The 21458-nt window shown below is 38.8% G+C and carries 25 protein-coding genes; 4 read left to right on the top strand and 21 right to left on the bottom strand.

Annotation, left to right across the window (positions count from 1 at the left end):
• Positions 1–63: 63 nt before the first annotated feature.
• The 19 genes from H0Z36_RS01575 to H0Z36_RS01485 all read right to left on the bottom strand — a co-directional run bounded on the left by H0Z36_RS01575 (position 64) and on the right by H0Z36_RS01485 (position 14287).
• A complete protein-coding gene (locus H0Z36_RS01575; RefSeq protein ID WP_296863242.1) occupies positions 64–1032 on the bottom strand; it encodes a peptidoglycan-binding protein in 969 nt (322 codons plus the stop codon).
• A gap of 107 nt (positions 1033–1139) precedes the next feature.
• Complete coding sequence (locus H0Z36_RS01570) at positions 1140–1892, bottom strand: DUF364 domain-containing protein (protein ID WP_296863240.1); 753 nt, start codon at positions 1890–1892, stop codon at positions 1140–1142.
• A gap of 12 nt (positions 1893–1904) precedes the next feature.
• Positions 1905–2582 carry an ABC transporter ATP-binding protein gene (locus H0Z36_RS01565; RefSeq protein ID WP_296863238.1) on the bottom strand — a complete coding sequence of 226 codons (678 nt, stop codon included), beginning with the start codon at positions 2580–2582 and terminating at the stop codon, positions 1905–1907.
• A 2-nt stretch (positions 2583–2584) separates the two neighbouring features.
• Positions 2585–3337: an ABC transporter permease gene (locus H0Z36_RS01560; RefSeq protein WP_296863236.1), complete on the bottom strand. Its 753-nt coding sequence runs from the start codon at positions 3335–3337 to the stop codon at positions 2585–2587.
• A 17-nt stretch (positions 3338–3354) separates the two neighbouring features.
• The gene (locus tag H0Z36_RS01555) at positions 3355–4353 is read right to left on the bottom strand and encodes an ABC transporter substrate-binding protein (protein ID WP_296863233.1); all 999 of its coding nucleotides are present in this window, start codon (positions 4351–4353) and stop codon (positions 3355–3357) included.
• A 67-nt stretch (positions 4354–4420) separates the two neighbouring features.
• Entirely contained in the window at positions 4421–5275 is an 855-nt protein-coding gene (locus H0Z36_RS01550) for an ATP-binding protein (RefSeq protein WP_296863231.1), read from the bottom strand.
• Entirely contained in the window at positions 5272–6120 is an 849-nt protein-coding gene (locus H0Z36_RS01545) for an ATP-binding protein (RefSeq protein ID WP_296863229.1), read from the bottom strand. Before H0Z36_RS01545 ends, H0Z36_RS01550 begins: the two co-directional genes overlap by 4 nt.
• A gap of 35 nt (positions 6121–6155) precedes the next feature.
• On the bottom strand, positions 6156–6512 hold the full coding sequence (locus H0Z36_RS01540; protein ID WP_296863227.1) for a NifB/NifX family molybdenum-iron cluster-binding protein: 357 nt from the start codon (positions 6510–6512) through the stop codon (positions 6156–6158).
• Positions 6513–6533: 21 nt separating this feature from the next.
• Complete coding sequence (locus H0Z36_RS01535) at positions 6534–6872, bottom strand: NifB/NifX family molybdenum-iron cluster-binding protein (RefSeq protein ID WP_296863225.1); 339 nt, start codon at positions 6870–6872, stop codon at positions 6534–6536.
• 453 nt (positions 6873–7325) lie between these two features.
• Positions 7326–8213: an L-serine ammonia-lyase, iron-sulfur-dependent, subunit alpha gene (gene sdaAA / locus H0Z36_RS01530; RefSeq protein ID WP_296863223.1), complete on the bottom strand. Its 888-nt coding sequence runs from the start codon at positions 8211–8213 to the stop codon at positions 7326–7328.
• 15 nt (positions 8214–8228) lie between these two features.
• The gene (gene sdaAB, locus H0Z36_RS01525; protein ID WP_296863361.1) at positions 8229–8903 is read right to left on the bottom strand and encodes an L-serine ammonia-lyase, iron-sulfur-dependent subunit beta; all 675 of its coding nucleotides are present in this window, start codon (positions 8901–8903) and stop codon (positions 8229–8231) included.
• A gap of 70 nt (positions 8904–8973) precedes the next feature.
• Positions 8974–9531 carry a nitroreductase family protein gene (locus tag H0Z36_RS01520; protein ID WP_296863220.1) on the bottom strand — a complete coding sequence of 186 codons (558 nt, stop codon included), beginning with the start codon at positions 9529–9531 and terminating at the stop codon, positions 8974–8976.
• Positions 9532–9630: 99 nt separating this feature from the next.
• The gene (locus H0Z36_RS01515; RefSeq protein ID WP_296863218.1) at positions 9631–10479 is read right to left on the bottom strand and encodes a metal ABC transporter permease; all 849 of its coding nucleotides are present in this window, start codon (positions 10477–10479) and stop codon (positions 9631–9633) included.
• A gap of 2 nt (positions 10480–10481) precedes the next feature.
• Positions 10482–11255, bottom strand: coding sequence for an ABC transporter ATP-binding protein (locus H0Z36_RS01510; protein WP_296863216.1), 774 nt, complete (start codon positions 11253–11255; stop codon positions 10482–10484).
• Positions 11245–12126, bottom strand: a complete 882-nt coding sequence (locus H0Z36_RS01505) for a zinc ABC transporter substrate-binding protein (RefSeq protein ID WP_296863214.1) — start codon at positions 12124–12126, stop codon at positions 11245–11247. The genes H0Z36_RS01510 and H0Z36_RS01505 overlap by 11 nt, the downstream gene beginning before the upstream one ends.
• A 3-nt stretch (positions 12127–12129) precedes the next feature.
• Positions 12130–12558, bottom strand: coding sequence for a transcriptional repressor (locus H0Z36_RS01500; protein WP_296863211.1), 429 nt, complete (start codon positions 12556–12558; stop codon positions 12130–12132).
• A gap of 118 nt (positions 12559–12676) precedes the next feature.
• On the bottom strand, positions 12677–13144 hold the full coding sequence (locus H0Z36_RS01495; RefSeq protein WP_296863209.1) for a small multi-drug export protein: 468 nt from the start codon (positions 13142–13144) through the stop codon (positions 12677–12679).
• A gap of 23 nt (positions 13145–13167) precedes the next feature.
• On the bottom strand, positions 13168–13350 hold the full coding sequence (locus H0Z36_RS01490; RefSeq protein ID WP_296863207.1) for a hypothetical protein: 183 nt from the start codon (positions 13348–13350) through the stop codon (positions 13168–13170).
• Between the two features lie 28 nt (positions 13351–13378).
• Complete coding sequence (locus H0Z36_RS01485; protein ID WP_296863205.1) at positions 13379–14287, bottom strand: AEC family transporter; 909 nt, start codon at positions 14285–14287, stop codon at positions 13379–13381.
• 165 nt (positions 14288–14452) lie between these two features.
• On the opposite strand from H0Z36_RS01485, the gene H0Z36_RS01480 reads away from it, so the two are divergent.
• Both H0Z36_RS01480 and H0Z36_RS01475 read left to right on the top strand, forming a co-directional pair.
• Positions 14453–14878: a hypothetical protein gene (locus H0Z36_RS01480; RefSeq protein WP_296863203.1), complete on the top strand. Its 426-nt coding sequence runs from the start codon at positions 14453–14455 to the stop codon at positions 14876–14878.
• A gap of 186 nt (positions 14879–15064) precedes the next feature.
• Entirely contained in the window at positions 15065–16573 is a 1509-nt protein-coding gene (locus H0Z36_RS01475) for a methyl-accepting chemotaxis protein (RefSeq protein WP_296863200.1), read from the top strand.
• Between the two features lie 32 nt (positions 16574–16605).
• Here H0Z36_RS01475 and H0Z36_RS01470 read toward each other — a convergent pair whose 3' ends face one another.
• On the bottom strand, positions 16606–18192 hold the full coding sequence (locus H0Z36_RS01470; RefSeq protein WP_296863198.1) for a DEAD/DEAH box helicase: 1587 nt from the start codon (positions 18190–18192) through the stop codon (positions 16606–16608).
• A 207-nt stretch (positions 18193–18399) separates the two neighbouring features.
• On the opposite strand from H0Z36_RS01470, the gene H0Z36_RS01465 reads away from it, so the two are divergent.
• Complete coding sequence (locus tag H0Z36_RS01465; RefSeq protein WP_296863197.1) at positions 18400–19470, top strand: VanW family protein; 1071 nt, start codon at positions 18400–18402, stop codon at positions 19468–19470.
• A gap of 22 nt (positions 19471–19492) precedes the next feature.
• The gene (locus tag H0Z36_RS01460) at positions 19493–20521 is read left to right on the top strand and encodes a glycosyltransferase family 4 protein (protein WP_296863195.1); all 1029 of its coding nucleotides are present in this window, start codon (positions 19493–19495) and stop codon (positions 20519–20521) included.
• An 18-nt stretch (positions 20522–20539) separates the two neighbouring features.
• On the opposite strand, the gene H0Z36_RS01455 is transcribed toward H0Z36_RS01460, so the two are convergent.
• Positions 20540–21394 (bottom strand): DegV family protein, encoded by an 855-nt coding sequence (locus H0Z36_RS01455; protein WP_296863193.1) that lies wholly within the window; start codon positions 21392–21394, stop codon positions 20540–20542.
• Positions 21395–21458: the final 64 nt, after the last annotated feature.

Raw genomic sequence — 21458 nt, 5'->3', positions numbered from 1 at the left:
CCTTTTTTGGTCATATGTCTATTTTAATTGTAGAAGGTTTATGGGCATATGTCAATATTTTTTTTAATCAATTAAACCTAAGGCTCGATAAACAGCTTCATCAACTTCTCCAGTAGGTTCAATTCCATGAGTTATCTGAAAATATTTAACTGCCAGTTCAGTCATATTCCCATATCTTCCGTCAGCCCGATCAAAAACATAACCCAAATCTTTAAGCCTCGCTTGTACATAAACCACCTGCTGTCCCAAACTTCCTTTTTTTAATGGTTTCGGTGCTACTTTTTCAGGATACATCTTACCGTTGTTAACTATCCTCACTGTAGTCCCCCAGGGAATGAGAGGATAAAGTTTTTCCACATCCCGATTAAACATTCGTATACATCCATGTGAAGCATAACTGCCAATTGAACCTGGTTTATTGGTGCCATGTATCCCGTAAATTCCCCAAGGCACATTAAGTCCCATCCATCTGGTGCCAAATCCATTGCCCCAGTTTAAAGATTTATGAACTATCTTCCATTCTCCAATAGGTGATGGAGTTGAATTTTTGCCTACTGCTACTGGATAGCTTACTATCTTTTCTCCATCCTGATAGAGCATTAATCTGCGAGTTGCTGTATCAATAACTATTACAACTCTCCCTTTCATTTGCTCCTCATCTTTAGTAAAACAGTCCTCACCCTTATCTTCTTCCATCAAAACAAGCCAAATCTTCTTATTGACTACCCCACTATCTTCAAGTTGATTGGCTATTTGAAACAAACGCACTGCCTTTTCTGTTTCAGCATCATAAACTCCATCAGGCAAAATATCATATCCCAACTCCCTAAGCCTTGCCTCTAAGAGATAAACTGCTTCACCTCTTATATTAGGTTTTTTAAAATAAAGCACCGGAAAATCAGTACGATTCACCACAATTCTTTGACTATTATCAGAAGATATGTTTAAATCCGGGGCAGCCTGGACAGGAAGGGAAAAAGCCACAGAAAATAAGTTCAAAATAAAAACAAATATTAAAACTTTGTTATTCATTTATAACCCCCATAAACTCATTCTTCTTTCGCTATATTTTATCCTCAGCCCTATTGTCTTATAATAAGAAAAACCTGGCATAGCCAGGTTTTTCTTTTTTATCTTTCTCAAGCCATTGACTCCGGACAAAATCTTTCAATCCCGAGCAAAGCTGCAGCTCCAGCACCAGTGGTACCGAAAAAAACAAGCGGTTTCCCTGTATTGTAGAAATTGTCGATAGTTGCGTTGCAGATAGTGCTGCCGGTAGCAAATATAACGTCACAGGAAGCAATATGTTCGCTTAAGTTTTCTCTCCCGTTTTGAATTAATACCCCGTTTTTGTTTTTTCCTATATTGTCAGAATCCAGATCTAATACAGTAAGGGAAAATCCCGCATTATTCAGCGCCTCAGCCAGGGCAGGCTGGTAGCCTACCATAAGGATGCGGGGATTGCCGTATTTTCCCTTAAAATAATCGGCTGCTTTTTGGGCACACAGCTCAGGTCCCTCATTGCGGCAGTGCACGGTTTTTTCAGTTTTTCCTGCATAAAGGGCAATAGCATTTAATACAGCAACATATACCGCACGCTGAAAGTCGTTTTCCAAGTCAAAAGACAAAACTTCTTCCAGAGTCCCTTTAAAATCTCCTTGAGCGCTGGTGAAAGCCTGTCCCCGGCATCCCATAACCGTAGCTTCAAGGAGTTTTTCTTTGCCTTTCAAAAGTACATAGTCCTGACGCTTAACTGCACCAATGGCATCTTCCGGCTTTAAGGGAGAAGCCTTAACTTCCACTTTCGCCTCTTTCAAGCCAAGAGCGTCTGCCAGGTGGATAAATTCTCTCTTCAACTCCTCAAAAAAGTTCTTTCGGCGGTTTTCCAGCATTTTTTAACCTCCTTAACTGGGATTGACTGTCAAGTTATTTAAAATCTCCTCTGGAGAACCTAACCTCTTTAGCTCCCCATTCATAATAACAGCAATTCTGTCGGCTAATTCCCCCGCTTCTGCATAATTATGGGTTACATAAAGTATAGTAAGCTTAAGTTCTCTTTTGAGCTGCTTCAGTTCTCTGCGAATACTGCAAGCAGTCGCCGGATCAAGGCTAGATAAAGGTTCATCGAGGAGAAGTATCTCCGGTTTCCTAACCAGGGCACGAGCCAGCCCCACCCTCTGTTTTTCTCCACCGCTAAGCTCTTTGGGGTAGCGATCTTTGAGATGAGATATATGCATAAGCTGCATAATCTCTTCAACCCTTCTTTTTACCTCATCTTTTGGACATTTTGCTGCCCGCAGGCTGAAGGCGATGTTGTCATAGGCGCAAAGATGAGGAAAAAGAGCAATATCCTGAAACAGATACCCAATTCCGCGTTTTTCCGGGGGAATTAAATTCATATTCCGTCCGTTGAAATACACTTCCCCTTCATACGGAGTTAATCCAGCAATAACATTTAAAAGGGTGCTTTTACCTGCACCGGTAGACCCCAAAAGCACCATAAGTTCTCCATCTTGTATAGTTAAATTTATGTTTTTTAAGCAGTAGGAATTGGCAATATTTTTAAGACAGATTAAAGCCATTTTTACCTCCAGGCTCCGGTAGTCTTCTTTTCCAGCCATATAAAGATATATTCAAAAAATACAGACATAATTGATAAAACAATTAAGCATGTCATGATTATGTCTACTCTTATCAAATTTTCCCCGTTCATGAGCAAAGCACCAATCCCAACTGGAATGGCAAACATTTCAGCTGCAATTACCGACCGCCATGCCATGCCAGCCTCAAGACGCAATCCGGTAAATATGTTAGGCAAAGCCAGTGGAAATATTACATGCCAGAAGATAAACCAGTCAGAAGCACCTAATGTCCTGGCAGCTTTTATATATTCAGCTTTAACTTCCCTTATTCCGGTAAAGGTATTATAGGCCACCGGAAAAAAAGTACATATAAATATAAGGGTTATAGGTAGAGCCTCATTTATCCCTATCCAGAGCATTAAGAGTGGAAGCCAGCCCAAAATAGGAATAGGAAAAAGCATGCTTATCAAAGGCCTTAAAGCATACTCGGCAATCCTGCTTATGCCCATAAGAATACCTATAAACAGACCGAAAAGGCTCCCCAAAATATAACCTGCAAGAACCCTCAGCAGACTTGCCTCCAAACTTTTAAGAAGTATTCCGTTTTCTAAAAGGCGAAACATTTCAGCCAGCACCCGGCTCAAAGGGGGAAATAAAGGGGTATGGGCAAGATTCCCCGCTATTTCCCATAAAGAAAGAAATATTATAACAGGTATCAAAAAAAGCACATCTTTTTTTCCAATCTTTAGCTTCATCCGTTTTAAGTCACCTTCTACTCATAAGCAACAATTTCTTTAGCATCAAATGATTTTGTTATATATCCCATGGCATACATTTTATCTATAACTGCCTGAATTTCTTCTATTTTGATATCTTCTGTACATCTCATATTAGCCAACGAAGAACGAACAAGCCCAGGTGTTACTTTAAGTTCGGCCTCCGGCGTTTTCATCTCTTCTTTTACCATTTCTTCCCCTGTATTCAAATCAGCCGCGATAATCTCTGCTGCTTTGTCAGGGTTTTTATTTATAAACTCGAGGCTCTTCCGGTTAATTTCTCTTAGTTTTTTTACTATTTCTGGATGATTACGGTACAAATCCTCGGTAACTACCAGGACGCTCCCCTGCATATCAGGCCAAATATCCTGGCTTTTAAAAAGCATTTTCATACCCGGAAAGGAAGCAGCCATAGTCGCAAAATGCTCCGGAACAAAAACAGCATCCACCCGACCGCTCTTCAGAGCCATAAGCTGTTTGGCAGCATTCATGCGCACAGTGTGTTGCATAATTTTTTCCCGGTTAAGATTTTCTTTTTCTATTAAAACTCTCTGCAAAAAATCAGTCACAGTTCCTTCACGGCCGTTGGCAAGCAATACATCATCTCTTTCTAAATCTTTCATTTCCTTTATTTTAGCCTCATTTACAACTAATCCATATCCGTCTTTATGGGTTCCGGCAATTATTTTTATGGGAACTTCGCCATTAACATAAGTATAAATAGCAGGAACTAAACACATATAGCCAGCATCAAATTCTCCCCGTGCAAAAGCTGCAGCTACACCTACTCCGCTGGCGTACATCTTCACTTCATCAATATCAAGTCCGGCATTGCTAAAAAGGTTCATTCCCCGTGCCAGGTAAAAAGCAGCCGCATGGTCAGTATATTCAACTGCTACATTAAACCGTTTTTTTGAGGATTCTACTTCGTTCTGACAGCCGGTTAGAGAAAAAACAAAAAAAATAACGAGTAAGACGCCGAGCAATCGTTTCAAAAATATCTCCTCCCATTTATCCATTATATTTTACCCTAAACAAAGGAAAAAGCGGTTTTAACACCGCTTACAAAGTTTCAATTACATTATACCATATTGAATTTATGTCAGTTTTTATTTTTTCTGAATATTCCGCAGGAATTGCAAGATTTTTTATAGAGTTTCTAAAATCAGGGTCAAAGGGTAGCTCTCCCCATAAAGGTATCCCTTTTCCCCGGCAGTATTTTTTTATTTCTTCGCTTTTTTCCGGGTTTAAATCTTTTTTATTTATTACCACCCCGAATTTAACTCGAAAATGCTGACAAAGCTCAATAACCCGCATCATATCGTGAACAGCGGACAGAGTAGGTTCAGTTACGATTACTGCCAGGTCAACATTGCTCAAAGTTGCAATAACCGGACACCCTGTGCCGGGAGGCCCATCGATTATTATATATTCCATTTCTTCTTTCGCGGCCGCCTCTTTCGCTTTTTTTCTAAGCAAGGATACCAGTTTGCCAGAATTTTTCTCTCCAATCCCTAACTTTGCATGTACCATCGTCCCGTAACGGGTAGCAGACTTAAAATAAGTTCCGGCCGGATGCTGTTTCATCTCTACTGCTCCAACCGGGCAGACATAAGAACAAACCCCGCAGCCTTCGCATTTATGAGCTAAAACCTCATAAGATGTCTCAATTGCTGAAAACCGGCAGGATTCCAGGCATAAACCGCATTCTATGCATTTTTCCTTATTTATATATGCCTTATTGAGCCCATAAAACGCTTCCTCATTTATTTTTTTCGGCTGCAAAAGGATATGAAGATTGGGAGACTCCACATCACAATCGCATATAATGCAAGGAGAAGCTAAACTTATAAAAGAGGAGCTTAAAGAAGTTTTGCCACTGCCGCCTTTGCCGCTTATTACTGCTATCTGTTTCATTTTTTTATCAGCTCCTTAATTCCTGGGACTACAGGTTCAAATATATTCTGATAATCTTCGATTGTTTCGCTGAAAAGCTCCCCTTTTGAATAAGCATGGGCTATCCTGCGGTCAAACGGTATCCTGAGTAAAACTGGCAGGTTTTTTTCCTCTGCAAACCGGTCGATAATGAGATTCTCCTCTTGCCACTGGTTTATTATTATCCCCGAAGGTATCGACATTTCCTTCATCAGCTCTACCATAAGCTTAAGGTCGCTTAATCCAAACGGAGTAGGTTCAGCTACTAAAAGGCAAAAATCCACTTCTTCCAGCGTTTCCATTACTGAACAGGAAGCTCCCGGAGGAGCGTCTAACACAGTAAGGTGCCCGGGAACTATATTTTTTTTGACTGCAGATATAACCTCAGGAGTTGAAGTTTCCCCTATATTAAGCTTGCCTTCATAGAATAAGATTTGTCCGCTGCTGTTTCCTCTGAAAACCTTTCCTATTTCATAATCAATCTCCCTTATAGCGTCAAACGGGCATACCTTGCTGCAAAGTCCACAGGAATGGCACATCTCCGGAAATACCAAGATTTTGTCCAAAGCTGCTGCCAGAGCATTAAATGCACAGGCTCTGGCACATTTACCGCAGTTCTTACATTTTTCTTCATCTATCTGGGGAACTTTTTTGACAGCTGGATACTCTTCTTCTATTTCTGGCTTCAGAAAAACAGCTGCATTAGGCTCTTCCACATCTAAATCCATAAAAAAAACCTTCTCATCACGCGCGCGATAATAGGCAAGATTAGTGGCAACAGTAGTTTTTCCTGTCCCCCCCTTACCACTGGCTACGGCTATAATCATCTCTGTTCACTTCCTCTGGCAGGATTATTATTTTATTAATGGCTGCAGCCATGTCCTTCTCCGTGATGCTGGCAGGTTTCATCAGTGGAAACCAGATTTCCAGCCAGGTATTTTTGGACTACCTCTTCAGCCTCGCCACTTACTCCAGTCACAGTCTTTATATTTTTTTCGGCAAAAAGCTCTTTGGCTCTACTACCCATACCTCCGGTTATCACCACATCTACTCCCTGCTTTTTGAGAAAGCCCGGTAAAAATCCCGGCTGATGTTCAGGATTAGGAATAACCTCTTTAGCCACAATCTGGCCATTTTCCACTTTAAAAACAGCAAAGTCCTCACAGTGTCCAAAATGCTCAGAAACTTTATTTCCCATGCAAGCAACTGCAATTTTCACTTTTTCCCTCCTCCGCGAATATTAATTATTAGGTGCATTAATCTCTTTCAACTCACCGCGGGTTAAAAGCTCAATATTTTGTTTAATATTTCCTTTTACCCCTTCATAAATCTTAGTTCCAGAGGTTTTTATCACCCGGAAAGCCTTAGGCCCAATAGTCAAAGTTATAACTGCATCAGGAGAAAACTTTAAAACATTACTGGCCGCATTAACTCCACTTCCCGACTCCTGCACATCATTGGCAACAAAAGTAGTTTTCCCACTTTCGGTATCGTGAATAGCAAAATAGGGACATCTCCCAAAACGGTCGTCAATAAGAGCATCAGGGCTATTGTTACTTACCGGCATAACTATCTTCATATCTGCTAAGCTGCCTCCTTTATAAAATAATTAACATATGTCTATTTTTAATATTACTCCTGTATCGGGCATATGTCAACAAATCTTTTTCATTTTGGAACAACCTGGAAATCCATAAATTATTTCGACCCGAAACAGTTTTTAATTTCGGGATGGTTCTAAAGTTTAAATGTATTTTATGTTCGAAATATATAAAAACAAATTATTTCTCCGACTTTTCCTGGCGTTTATAAATAGATATCTAATATCTTTTTATCAGCTTACCTGCAAGTATAATGGTTTCACTAATCCCCTACGTGATTATAAAGTCTGTCTTCATGTTATATTTTCTATCTTCCGTTACTCCGTTATACATTTACAGTTTCACAAGAAAAGTCCTCTAACTAAAAAACTGCCAACAATCACCTTGTTGACAGCCTAAAATCCGGTATATCCATATTAACTTTGCAAACCTTATAAGTCGTCTGATTGTTCAATTATATGGCGGGTAAATGCCAAAGCAGTTGGAGTTATTGCACATCCTCCACGGGCAGTTTCTCTTAAATCAGGAGACATTTGCCTGCCAACCCTGGACATAGCCTCAACCACTTCATCAAAAGGAATAAAACTAGATATACCGGCTAAAGTCATATCGGCAGATATAAGGGCAACTGCTGCCGCAACAGCATTGCGCTTGGAACATGGCACTTCTACTAATCCTGCCACCGGATCACATACCAGACCTAATAAACCTTTTAAAGCAATAGAAGCAGCGTCAAAACACATTTGTTCTTTTCCTCCACTCATAAAAACAGCTGCTGCCGCTGCCATAGCTGCAGCCGAACCTATCTCAGCCTGACAGCCACCTTCTGCCCCGGAAAGAGTAGCATTAACCGCTATAATCTTACCTACTGCGGCAGCTACTAACAGACCTTCTATAGCATCTTTAAGCTTGAGATTTTTTTCTTCTTTTATGGATATAATTACCCCGGGAACCACTCCACTGGAGCCTGCCGTAGGTGCTGCTACTATCTTGCCCATAGCAGCATTAACTTCGCTTACTGCCAGTGCATAGCTAGCTGCCTTAACTATTTTCCTTCCGCTTAAAGTATCAGCCTGTCCATAAATACTAAGTTTATAAGCATTTCCTCCTATAAGCCCCCCAACCGACCTTATATCGGGATTTAATCCCTTTCGTATGGATTCCTCCATAACCCTAAAGTTTTCTTCCGTTAAGCGCCAAATTTCTTCTACATTCCTTCCGCTTTCCTCTGCCTCTGCCCTTAAGGTAATTTCAGGTATACTGAGCTTATACTCTCTGCACAAGTTTAAAAGCTCAACTGCATGGTTAAACTGATACATATTTGTCCCTCCATTTTACCTGCCATCAGCATCTATGAACATAATCTGTTTTATAGTAGGAATGGCCTGTATTTCTTCTAAAATTTCCGGGGTTACTTTGTTATCTGTTTCTATAACCATAGAAGCTAAACTTCCCCGGGATTGACGAAAAACTTTTAAAAAAGCAATATTTATATCATATCTGGCCAATATAGAAGAAACTTTAGCTACTGTCCCCGGCTTATCTAAATGCTTATTAATAATAGTAGGATACTCCGCGGTAAACTCCATTTCCATCCCGTCTATATTAGTTATAAGTATCTTGCCCCCACCGATAGAAGACCCAATAAGTTCATGTTTTCTATCTTCATCATCCTTCATTACTATTTTAACAGTATTAGGATGAACATCACCCAAATCCACCTGATGAAAAGCAAATTTCATTCCTTCTTTTTCAGCTATTTTATATGAATATTTTATTCTTTCATCACAAGGGCTCATCCCTAAAATTCCGCCTAAAAGGGCTTTAGCCGTTCCATGACCTTTATAAGTTTGAGCAAAAGAACCATGCAGGTAAAAATCAACTTCAACTATTTTGTCTTTACATACACGACGCGCAACACTTCCGATTTTAGCTGCCCCGGCTGTGTGGGAGCTGGAAGGACCCACCATAACTGGCCCTATTACATCAAATATGCTGACTGCCATAATAATCACTCCCTGCCTTTTAGTCCCTTCCCCCCCCACTTTTAAAAAAGCAGAGCACAAGGCTCTGCTTCGATTACGCCTTTATTTTATTTCCATATTTTTCAAAATACACAAAATCTTCTATAGCTTTACGGGGTGGAGCTTTCCCCTCTTTAGCCGGATAGCCAAGCGGTATTACCTCTACACTTTTAACATCTTCAGGCAATCCTAAAAGCTCATCTAAAGCCTTATGATCCAAACTTCCTACATGAACCGTTCCCAACCCCAGGTCATGAGCTGCCAAACATAAATTCTGGCAGGCAATTCCTACATCAAACATATACCAATCGCCTTTATCAGTTTTAGCTACTCCATCCTTAAACCCTGCTAATCCAGTTCTACCGCAGACAATAAGCACCACCGGAGCTTCTTTTACCCCTTTAGCAGCAGGATTATTCGGTGAAAGAATAGACGCTATCTTATCTTTAGTGCTGCTGTCTTTTACCACGATTATCTCCCAGCACTGGGTATTAGCCCAGGAAGGTGCCCATCTTACAGCTTCTAAAACTTCATATAAAAGATCATCTGATACCGGTTCATCAGTAAACCGTCGTATACTGCGCCTGGTTTTTATACATTCGCGTGTCTCCACTATCATTCCCTCCCATACTTATAGATTAAATCTGTGAATTAATATTCGTCTATACGCTAAATTATAACATATAGCTTTATATTACCCTATTATATCAATCTAACCTTTTTCATAAAAACTATTTTTACCCGACATTAAGTTCAGCATATGGTTCTTTAATTTTTGCAGACTTAAGGAAATAAAAAAGCTGGCAGCCGATAAAAGAATAATAGTAGCCCCGGAAGGCAGATTAAAACAAAAAGAAAAATAAAGTCCTCCGGTAGTAAAAATAATTCCTAATATAACTGCCAGAAACATCATATGGCCAAGCCTCTGGGTATACTGCCTGGCAATAGTAGGTGGAATAGTCAACAAAGCTATTACGAGGATTATTCCTACTGCTCTTATCATGACTACGACTGTTAAAGCTACCAATAAAAGAAGCAAAATATAAAATCTCTCAGTTTTAATCCCTGCTGATCTGGCAAACTCCTCATCAAAAGAAACCGCTTTAAATTCTTCAAAATAATAGTATACAATAGCTATTATTATTATATCCAGAATACCCGTAAATATCAGGTCATTTACCGGCACCATAAGTATATTGCCAAAAAGATAACTCATAAGGTCTGCTGTATAACTATCACACTGCTGAACCAAAATAATTCCTATCGCCATACCTACTGCCCACATAATACCTATTATGGTATCTTCCTTTTGTTTTGCCTTGTAGCTTATCATTCCCATTCCTAAAGCAGAGACTGTTGTGAAAGCAAAAGCTCCCCAGAGTGGATTTATTCCCAGAAAATACCCAAGTCCTATACCCCCATAAGCAATATGGGCAATACTTCCGCTTATAAAAACTATCCTTTTTATCACTACATAAGTTCCTACTATACCACAGGCTATACTTACCAGAATACCAGCCAGCAAAGCATGACGAATAAAATCGTACTGTAACAAATACATAATCAATCACCTACTACACCATCATGAGGAGGAAGTACTCTATGCGGAACTCCATGAGCAATCAATTCAACAGGGCAATGATAAACCTTTTCGATAACTTCAGGGGAAATGGTTTTTCCTTCATTAAAATACAAGGTTTGATTTAAACAGGCTATATTATTAACATATTTGGATACCGCGCTTATATCATGCGAAACCAGTATAATAGTCATTTCTTTGTTCAAATCCCGCAAAATCTCATAAAATCCTGCCGCAAATCTTTGATCAGCACTAGCCGTAGGTTCATCCAAAAGCAGGATATGCGGCTCTAAAGCCAACGCTCTGGCCACCAAAACCCGCTGCCTTTCTCCTCCGGAAAGTTCCCCTATTTGTCTGTGCCGATAATCATACATTTCTACTTTTTGGAGCATTTCATAGGCTTTTTCCCTGTCATATACAGAAAAACTGCGCCCTTTTTTATGAGCAATACGCCCTAACAGTACAACTTCTTCTACCGTGATGGGAAAATCATAATCAAAAAAAGAATACTGAGGAACATATCCTATATATTTAGAGTTATAATTAAGTTTCTTCCCTCCGATCTTTACTTCTCCATAGGTAGGCTTTATAAGGCCGGCTAACACCTTAAGAAGAGTAGTCTTTCCTCCGCCATTAGGTCCTATAATCCCCAGAAAATCCCCTTCCTCTACCTCCAAATTTACATCCCTCAAAATACTGCGCCCATTAATAATTACCCACAAGTTTCTTATCTCAATTACATTAAACTCATCTGCCATTTTCTTTTTGCGCCTCCATTGCCTGCGCCAAAACTTCAGCTACTTTTAACATATAATTATAATTGGAAGGCAGAGGATCTATAAGCTCGACTTTTCCATTAATTTCCCTAGCTATAGCCTCAGCACTCCGGGTGCTGTGCTGCGGGGTAGCAAAAATTGTTTTGACATTATTCTCTCTAGCAATTTTTATTATTCGGGCAATATCTTGAGGGGTAGGTTCTTTTCCATGTTCCTCAATCGCAATTTCTTTCAGCCCATAATCCTGCGCGAAATAAGTCCAGGCAGGATGGTAAGTAATAAATATTTTATTTTTCAAGCCTGCAAATTTACCAGCAATTTTTTCATCTATACTCTTCAGTTCAGATTTCAATGCTTTATTATTCTCTTCATAATAACTTTTATTTTCCGGATCTATTCGGACTAGGGCTTTACATACATTATCTGCCTGCAAACAGGCTAATTTGAGGGAAAGCCATATGTGGGGATTGTCGTCTATAATATTTATATCCCGTGAAGTATCAACTATAAGCAAATCGGGATTTACCGATTTTATCTTTTCGTACCATGCTTTTTCAAAAGGAAGATGGCCTACCATAAAATAAACATCTGCTTCGCTCAAGGCCTTAAGCTGCCCAGACGACAATTCGTAATCCTCCGGCGTTGTTCCCGGAGGTATCAACACACTCACTTCGACCTGTTCTCCTCCTATTTTTCTAACCAATTCTGCTTGAGGTAAAATGCTTACAAAAGCCTTAATATTTTTAATTTCAGGCACTTCTTCCTTATCTGCTTCTCTAAAACAGCCGCTTATTTGAAATATAAAAATTAAAAGCAACAAAAACGCATTCAAAATTTTTGTTTTCTTCTTCACATCCTATCCCCCCATACTATTTTTTGAGCTGCACTCTCTGCAATAACCTCCTATTTCAAAATAATGACTCTTAATGGTAAAACCGTATTCTTCAGCTATACTAATCACTTCCCCGTTAAGGGGACAGATATTCAAGCTATAAACCCGTCCACAGGAAATACACCGCATATGATGGCCATGTTTTTCAGCGAGTTCATAAAAAGCAGGTTCACTTTCCAGGTAAAACTTATTGATAATACCTATTGATGTCATCAAACTTAAATTGCGGTAAACAGTGGCAGTAGACATATCTGACCTGACTTTTTTTACTTCCACAGCAATTTCTTCTGCAGTCAGAGGGTTCCCTTTCTCCATTAACACCTGTAAAATAAGTTTTCGCTGCGGAGTTATTTTATAACCATTACCTGATATTTTTTCTAGAAGCTTCTGCAAAATGCGCCACCACCTAAATGATAATAATTACTATTTAGGATTATAGGACATCTTACCACATATTACAAATATTTTCTTAAAATTAATTTGTCAAAAAAAAAGAGGAACCTTTCTCCTCCTATCTTGCCCAGTCTATTAACATAATCGATGAATGGGTAAGCATCAATATTATAAGGCTGGCCAAAATATTGCCTAATAAAACTGCAAAAAAAGTAGACTTAAATCGTATATCCAGCAAAATAGCAAGCAAAGTCCCAGTCCATGCTCCCGTTCCCGGCAGTGGAATACCAACAAATAAAAAGAGGCCCCAAAAACCATATTTTTTCACCTTACTGCTCTTGCGCAAAGTCCGTTCTATAAAATTATTTATACGATGTTCAAAAAGGTTTCTGCTCAGAAAAAAATTAAAAATAGGGCGCACCGCAAAAAAAACTACCGGCACAATTAAGGTACTCCCTATGATACATAACCCCGCTGCTTCTAAATAGCTCATTCCCAAAGCTATACCCAGAGGAATTCCCCCTCTAAGCTCAACAATCGGCAGCATAGAGGAAAAAAATACGGTTGCTATGACTTTATAATCCATTGCTTTTTACCTTCCTCCGCCATTTATAACTCTATTCCTATTAATAATAGCTTCAAATATCTTTCCTGCCAACTATCTTTTCTATCTACTATAACTATAACATTCTCAGGTCTTTGCATATTACCCAACTCCAAATCCAGGCTTTTAAAACTAAAAAGTAATTCATCCTTAATTCCTTTAAACAAACTTTCAAACAGAGCAGTCAAAAATTTTTCCTTTTGCCCCCTGATCTTCTCATTGCAGTAACTTAAGCCATATTATAAAACTGAACAAAGACAAAACAGTATTAACCACTATTGTGCCGCTGGCCAAATCTTCATCCCCGTTCATGCCTGCAGCCGTAATATAAGCAGCAACTGCGGTAGGACAGGACATAAGGATAATCAAAACCTTATCTGCCAAGCTGAAATATCCCTGAGTCCAAGACAAATACAAAAATATAAACAAAGGCATTATCCCAAGCTTTATCATACTGCTTAAACCTATTACCAGTTTACTACTCGAAATACCGCTGAAACTTATAGTAGCTCCAATAGCAATGAGTGATAAAGGCATAGTTACTCCATTTACAATTTCAAAGCTTCGTTTTATAAAAACCGGAAAATTTATGGGGAAAACAGAAAAAATTATTCCCAAAACAGCAGCTATAATAAGAGGATTAAGAATTATCTCTTTTATAAAAAGCCTAAAATCAGTATTATTCCGGTTTAAAACTAAAACAGTCAAAATGTTAACTAATGGAGCATTAAAAGCCATAAGAACAGCGGCCACCGGCAAACTTTCCCTTCCTAATGCATAATAACATACAGGAAGCCCTACATAAGCCACATTGCTGCGAAAATTATCCACAACAAAAGTGCCCGTTTGTTCTAAATCAAGCTTCAAAAATCCAGCTAATATGTAGCTTAGAAAAACAGTCAATAAAATTGCAACATACATCAAGACAATGCTTTTTAGATTAAAAACATCATAAAAATTTGACAACGCTATTTGATAAAAAAGCAAAAGTGGAAGAAAAATATTAAATATAAGTCGGTTAGAAACTGCGATAAAATTTTCATCTAAAAATCTCATCCTTTTTAAAAAATATCCCAAAAGTAAAACAATAAAAATCGGTAAAACAATAGATAAAATTTTCAGCATAATTCCTCATCCTCTGCCATGTTTATCTCCCCATTTATAATACCAGAAGATTCTTCAATCCTGTTCTAATTCTTTATTCATATCTGCCCAACATTCAAATAATTTTAGCACCAAATGAATCTTATAGGCATATAACATATAAAAAGCATGAAAGGTGGACCAGGCTTGTACAGAATTTATTCAACTGGCCCCGTAGAAAACGCGGCTGGTAACGCTTCTACCAATGTATGGGTAAAAGTGCTTAATGTAAGCTCTAAAACAAAAGTAGAAGTAGAAATAAAAGCATACAAGCTTAACGGAACAAAAACCGAAATTGACAAGGCCAGCTTTACCGTGCGTCCCAACTCCTCCGATTTCGCCATATTTGATATTACCAACATAACAGAATACGAACTGCAAATACAGGTGAAAAACTCCAAAAGCGCCTTAGTAAGCGTATGGGGTAAAGACAGCAATGCCGACCTGGTGGCGAGCCAGCGATTTACCCAGAAAGAACTTAATATTATATTTGAAGGTCCAAAATTAAAATCGCTATCACCTACCGCTCAAAATAGCCGAAAAATAAATTCAGCTGTCCGCAGAAACAGATAAGCAAAGCTTCACCGCCCTTCAACAGCAAAAGGATGGGAAAATCAAATCCCATCCTTTTTTAAAAAAATTAATAAAACCTATTTATAGTCAGAGATAATTATTTATAATAATATATACAATCTAATTTCTTTATTCTCACCATCATATTAAAACTCTTTGCAATATGTAACAAGGAGGCTTATTAAAATGGGAAATCAACTTTTAGAAAAAAACATGATCGAAAATCACTATCGGGCGCTTAAAATACTGATCATGGTAGGTATTTTAACGACCGCAGGAACCCTTTTCTTTTACTTTAAAGGACATACCAGCTCTACCTTAACACCGGTATCGATGAGTATTTATATGGGTAATTATGTTTTATGGACTCTGATAACCTTCTGGGTCGTAAAAAAATACTCGGTCGCTCCTTGGACTAAATATTTCGTAATATTAATACAATTCTTTCTTTTATTCACCTGTCGTATTATATCACCGGTTCATGAAACCGTCAATCTTATGTACATAGTTTTAATCTTTTCCCTGCTCTACTTTGATGTAAAGCTGGCAATAACTGCAGGGGCATTTATCATAATAGGAGACATCATAATTTTACAGGCTATGCCTCATCTCAAACCACCCTTTAATGTTCTGGGAATAAGATATGTATCCTTTGCCCTAGCATCAGTAGCCGCTGCTTTCGGAGCCAAGGCAACACAACAACTGCTTATACTTGCTACTGACCGGGAGGAAAAGGCAATCAGCTATAATGAACTTTTAAAGCATGAAGCAGAGAATATAAACATAAGCTCTCAAAAATTGGCTTCTACTTCTGATGAACTTTTCAAAACAGCCGAAATAAGCAAAGAATCTTTTACTCAAATTAACCACGGCATAGAGGACATAGCTTCTACCAGCTCTGAACAGGCAGGACAGATTGAAAAGGCTTCCCAGACTATAAACCAGATGGTTCAGGCATTGCATGATATAGGAGAGGAAATTGAAAAAATAAGCAAACTCTCCCATGATTTCATTCAGATTGTCAACACCGGACGTAAAACCATTGAAAATCAAACAACCACTCTGGCAAAAACCTCAGAAATAAGCAAAGAAGCAACTTCTGCAGTGCAAGCCTTAAATAAACAGTCAGAGGAAATTGGAAAAATTGTACTTACCATATCAAATATCGCTGATCAAACCAGCATGTTAGCCCTTAATGCCGCCATCGAAGCAGCCAGAGCAGGAGAAGCTGGCAGAGGGTTTGCCGTAGTAGCAGACGAAGTTCGCAAACTGGCAGATGAATCGGCAGCAGCCGCCGCCAATATCCAGAACATTATCCGTGAAGTACAGAACAATACACATAACACGGCAAGCAAGATCGAAGAATCCAACCAGGCAATAGCAGAACAAATCGCAGTTGTAAATGAAGGACATGAACTGTTTAATAAAATAGACCAGCATTCTTCTATAATAGATAACGCAGTTCACAACATTTCCGCAACTATTGAAGAATTGATTGCCTCAAATGATGAAGTGGAACGCAATATTCAAAATATATCTACAGGTGCTCAGCAGCTCGCCGCTGCATCGGAAGAAGTTACTGCCATAACCAATGAACAGCTTAAAATAATAGAAAATATATTCGAGGCTGTCCAAACAATAAATCAGATGGCAGCCAAACTTAAAGAAGATGCTGATAAACTGCAAAATCTGTAAATAAAAAAAGGAGGAAATCCTCCTTTTTTTATTTACTGGCATAATTCATCCGGTAGGCCGGAATTATACTTAAAGAAATTCCCCTTTCTTTGCCTTCCCGGCTTAAAATCATTCATCGCCTTATAAACTGCATCTACCTGGCTGAGAGGAACCTCAATATAACACTCTTCTTTTCCTATTTCAATTTCTCCAATTTCATTTAAAGATAAAGCTGTATTATCAACTAAAAAACGAATTATATTATCAGCATCTGCACCATGAACTTTCCCCCAAGGAATCTCAACATTTACCATTTCCAATTCTTCAACAGCCCCATTTTCAATCTCTTCAAGCCTAAATTCCTGCCATATTATGTTTAAAAGGGTTTTTACTAAATCCTCCGTCCTATATTCCTTCATTAATTTTAAAGCCAAAACAAAACTCATTTCATCACTTTTCTCCGTCATCTTATCTTTTATAAGCTTTTCCATTCGCAAGAGTTGCTTTTCTTGGAGCTTTTCATTATTCACATTCAAAATATCTCGCTTTATCCTTTTACCGGTATAATTTTCAATCGCTCTGAGCCTATTTATCTGTTCCGGTTCTACTAAAGTTATGGCAGTTCCTTTTCTTCCCGCTCTCCCTGTTCTCCCTATCCGGTGAACATAGCTCTCAGGATCCTCCGGTATGTCATAATTAATTACATGTGATACATGCTTTATATCAATTCCCCGGGCAGCAAGATCAGTCGCTGCCAGGATTGATATGCTGCGGCTGCGAAAAGCAGACATAACCCAGTCTCTTTCCCTTTGCGACATATCCCCATGCAGACATCCCGCTTCATAACCCTTTTTACGTAAAATCTTCGCTAAATTAGATGTGCTTATCTTCGTGCGGCAAAAAATCAAACAGGCAGATATTTGGCTGTTGTCTAAAACAGCACATAAAGCTTCATTTTTAAAACCAGGTTTTACCATATAATACTTCTGTTCAATCATCGGGACAGTTCGTTCAGGAGATGGAATAACTATAATTTTAGGATTTTGCATGTATCTGAAAGCAAGTTTTCTTACTTTTTCACTAAGGGTAGCTGAAAAAAGAAAAGTCTGCCTTTCTAAAGGGCAAAATCTGAGAATTCTTTCTATATCAGGCAAAAAGCCCATATCCAGCATTTCATCCGCTTCATCCAGCACCAAAAACTTCACTCCACTAAATGAAATAGTATTACGCCGAAGATGATCTAGTATTCGGCCGGGAGTTCCCACAACTATTTCCGGTCTCTTCTTTAAAGCATAAACTTGCCTTTCAATCGGCTGCCCTCCATATATTGCTACAACACCGATCATCATTTTTTTACCTAAAAACGATATTTCACGCATTACCTGGACTGCCAGCTCCCGGGTAGGACACAAAACAAGAGCCTGCAATCCTGCTCCTTTTTCTATTTTATTAAGTATAGGAAGTCCAAAAGCAGCAGTTTTTCCGGTACCTGTCTGTGCCTGCCCCATTATGTCCTTCCCTTTTAAGGCCCATGGTATAGCTTCAATCTGGATAGGGGTAGGACAAATAAAACCTTTAGCCTTAATCATTTCTAAAAGCTCTTCTTTTAGCCCCATATTGCTGAATTCTTTATTTTCCAAGTAAATAATGCCTCCTTTGTTGTGCGGATATGTTCCCAATGTCTTTATAAATATACCATACTTGCCCTTTTCCATCTATGTAATATTTTGATCTTTTGTGCATAAACCCTTTTCATATCGGCAATACTATTTCTCGGAGAAAAATTTTATTGGAATATTTTTACATGTGTTTCATAGCTATTTTATATAATTCAAAGGAGGAATAGAATGAAAAACACAAAAAAAATTCCGAATACTTTTTTCGTCATACTAATATGCGGAATTATCTTCCTTAACCCGGCAGCCAGCAGTGCAGCTCCTTTAGAGGGATCAAATCCCAATGATTACATAACCGTAGAAGAACAGCAGAATGATTTAAATGCAGAAAAAAGTTATGTTGACAGTTCCTTTTCTTATCCAAATAAAATAAGCATCGAAATAGATGGCCAGTTAGCCAATCTTCAAAATTCTGCATTTATAAATGGCGACAACCGCGCTATGATTTCAGCCGAAGATGCAGCCCTTCTCTTTGGTTTTTCCCTGGACATGGCAGACTGCAACCAGATATGGCTCAAAAAAGAAGGGATAAGCTGGTCTTTTCGCGCTAACGAGCTTCAGGCACTGCAAAATGAAGAAACCATAATACTGGACACTGTACCTGTAATCATAGAAGGAGAATTTTTCCTTCCCCTGCGTTTGTTAGCGGAAGAAGCAGGGTATGCTCCTTTTTATAACCCGGCTAAAAAAATCTTAACCCTTAGAAGTGCTGGCTTTACAAAAATTTCCGACAACCTCCCGCTCTGGGGAACATTTAATGAGGTGCCTGTTTTCAATGATCTTTACCCCAACCATAAAATCATGACAGGTTACTATACAACACTGCTTAGCAAATTGCCTAACCGCACTGATAACATAAATTTAGCCTGTCAAAAAATAAATGGACAGGTTCTTTATCCCGGGCAGATTTTTTCATTCAACCAAATTGTAGGGGAAAGAACTCCTGCCGCAGGCTTTAAAAAAGCCCCTGTGTTTGCCGGCAAAAAAGTCCTGCCTGGAATAGGCGGAGGAATCTGCCAGGTTTCCAGCACACTCTACAACGCAGTTTTAGATATTCAGCTTAAAGTAATAGAGAGGCATCCCCACAGCATGAAAGTAAGCTATGTCCCTTATGACAAAGATGCTACTGTTTCCTACGGTATACAGGATTTCAAATTCTGCAATACCCGAAATCACCCGATACAAATATTAGCTCAAGTTTTGGATAAATATGTAATAATTGCAATCGCAGAAGTACCATAAAAATTTAACAAAGGAGCAGAAAATGAAAATAGCACTGTTAGCACCCATAGCATGGCGCACCCCTCCTGAACATTACGGTCCATGGGAGCGGGTAGTATCCCTTCTGGCTGAAGGGCTTGTTAAAAAAAATATTGACGTAACCCTTTTTGCTACCGGCAACTCTATCACTGCCGGCAAGCTTGCCTGGATATGCCCGTACCCTTATGAAGAAAACCGGGATATAGATCCTAAAGTTTGGGAAGCCCTGCATATCTCTCATTTATTTGAAGAGGCAGAAAAATTTGACCTTATTCACAATCACTATGACTTTTTGCCTCTAACCTTCAGCCGTTTAGTAAAAACGCCGGTTTTAACAACCATCCATGGATTTTCATCTGATAAAATCTTGCCGGTATATCAGAAATATAATAAAAACACTTATTATGTATCAATAAGCAATGCTGACCGCAGGCCTGAACTGGAATACATCGCCACAATCTACCATGGTATAGATTTAAACGAATTTACTTTCGTGGAAAAACCCGGAAAATATCTGGTCTACTTAGGGCGTATCCACAAAGACAAAGGGACAACTGAAGCAATACAAATTGCCAGAATAACCGGAATGAAGCTTTATATAGCCGGAATAATTCAGGATGAAAATTACTTTGAGGCAAATGTAAAACCTTATATAGATAACCGCAATATAGTATATTTAGGCTCAATTGATCCATATAAACGCAATATCCTTCTAGGCAATGCTTATGCCCTTATTCATACCATAAACTTTGCTGAACCTTTTGGCTTAAGTGTGGTTGAATCCATGGCATGCGGCACCCCGGTCATAGCATTTAATCGCGGTTCCATGTCAGAAGTCATAAAAGACGGAATAACTGGATTCCTGGTAAATAATATAGACGAAGCAGTCGACAAGCTCAAATATATCAGTTGTCTCAATCGGGCTGACGCTAGAAAATGGGTAGAAGAAAAGTTCAGTCAAAACCGAATGGTAGAAGATTATATCAAAGTATATGAAAAAATTTTAAAAAACAAAGATAAGGGGTGTCCATAAAAAAACACCCCTTTTTCTTTATCCTTTGTTAAGGAAAAATACCGAATATGTCCCGGCTCCCACATGAGAACCTATTGCAGCACCAATTTCGGAAATAACAAAATCCTTGCACCCAAATCTCTCTTTGATCATTTCTTTAATCTCCAGGGCTCCTTCATAATCAGCCGAATGATTGATTCCTATAAGCTGATAAGGCAAGTCTTCCGCAGCCCTTTCTTCCATAATTTCCAGCATCCTCTTTTTAGCTTTTTTAAGCCCTTTTACCTTTTCTAAAGGTACTATTTTACCATCTACAAAGTGAAGTATAAGCTTAATATTAAGCAAGTTCCCCAAAACAGCAGAAGTAGCACTTACCCTTCCGCCTCTTTTGAGCATTTCAAAATTGCCAACTATAAATATGTGTTCTATTCTCCTTACATTATCCTCAATTTCTGCAATAACTTCTTCTTTGCTCTTACCGGCTGCTACTGCTTTAGCCGCCCTTATAACCGTAAGCCCATATCCTACCGAAGCACTCTTGGAATCAATGACTGTTATCCTTTCCGGGGCTACCATATCCCGCGCTATACAGGCTGATTGATAAGTACCGCTCAGTCCGGATGAAAAAGCAATATATATTATCTCATCATCTGTTTCTTTTATAACCTTTTCAAACTCCTGCTGAAACTCAGCCGGATTTATCTGCGCCGTAACCGGAAGGACTCCTGGTTTTGATATTAACTCATAAAATTCCTTCGGATTAATATCCAATCGATCCCTATAAGTCTTGCCGTTTATAGTTACCGGCATATGAAACATCCTTACTCCAAGCTTCTCAATAACATCTCTATCCAGGTCACAGGCATTATCCGCATATATTCTTATATTTCCCACTTGCCTTCCTCCCACATAAAAAAATCAAAAGCCAGAATCATTATCCAACATTTTACTACTTCAA

Origin of the sequence: Thermosyntropha sp., from assembly GCF_017656155.1 — a bacterium.
Taxonomy (GTDB): Bacteria; Bacillota; Syntrophomonadia; order Syntrophomonadales; family Syntrophomonadaceae; genus Thermosyntropha.
This window is presented reverse-complemented; position numbering and strand designations above follow the sequence as displayed.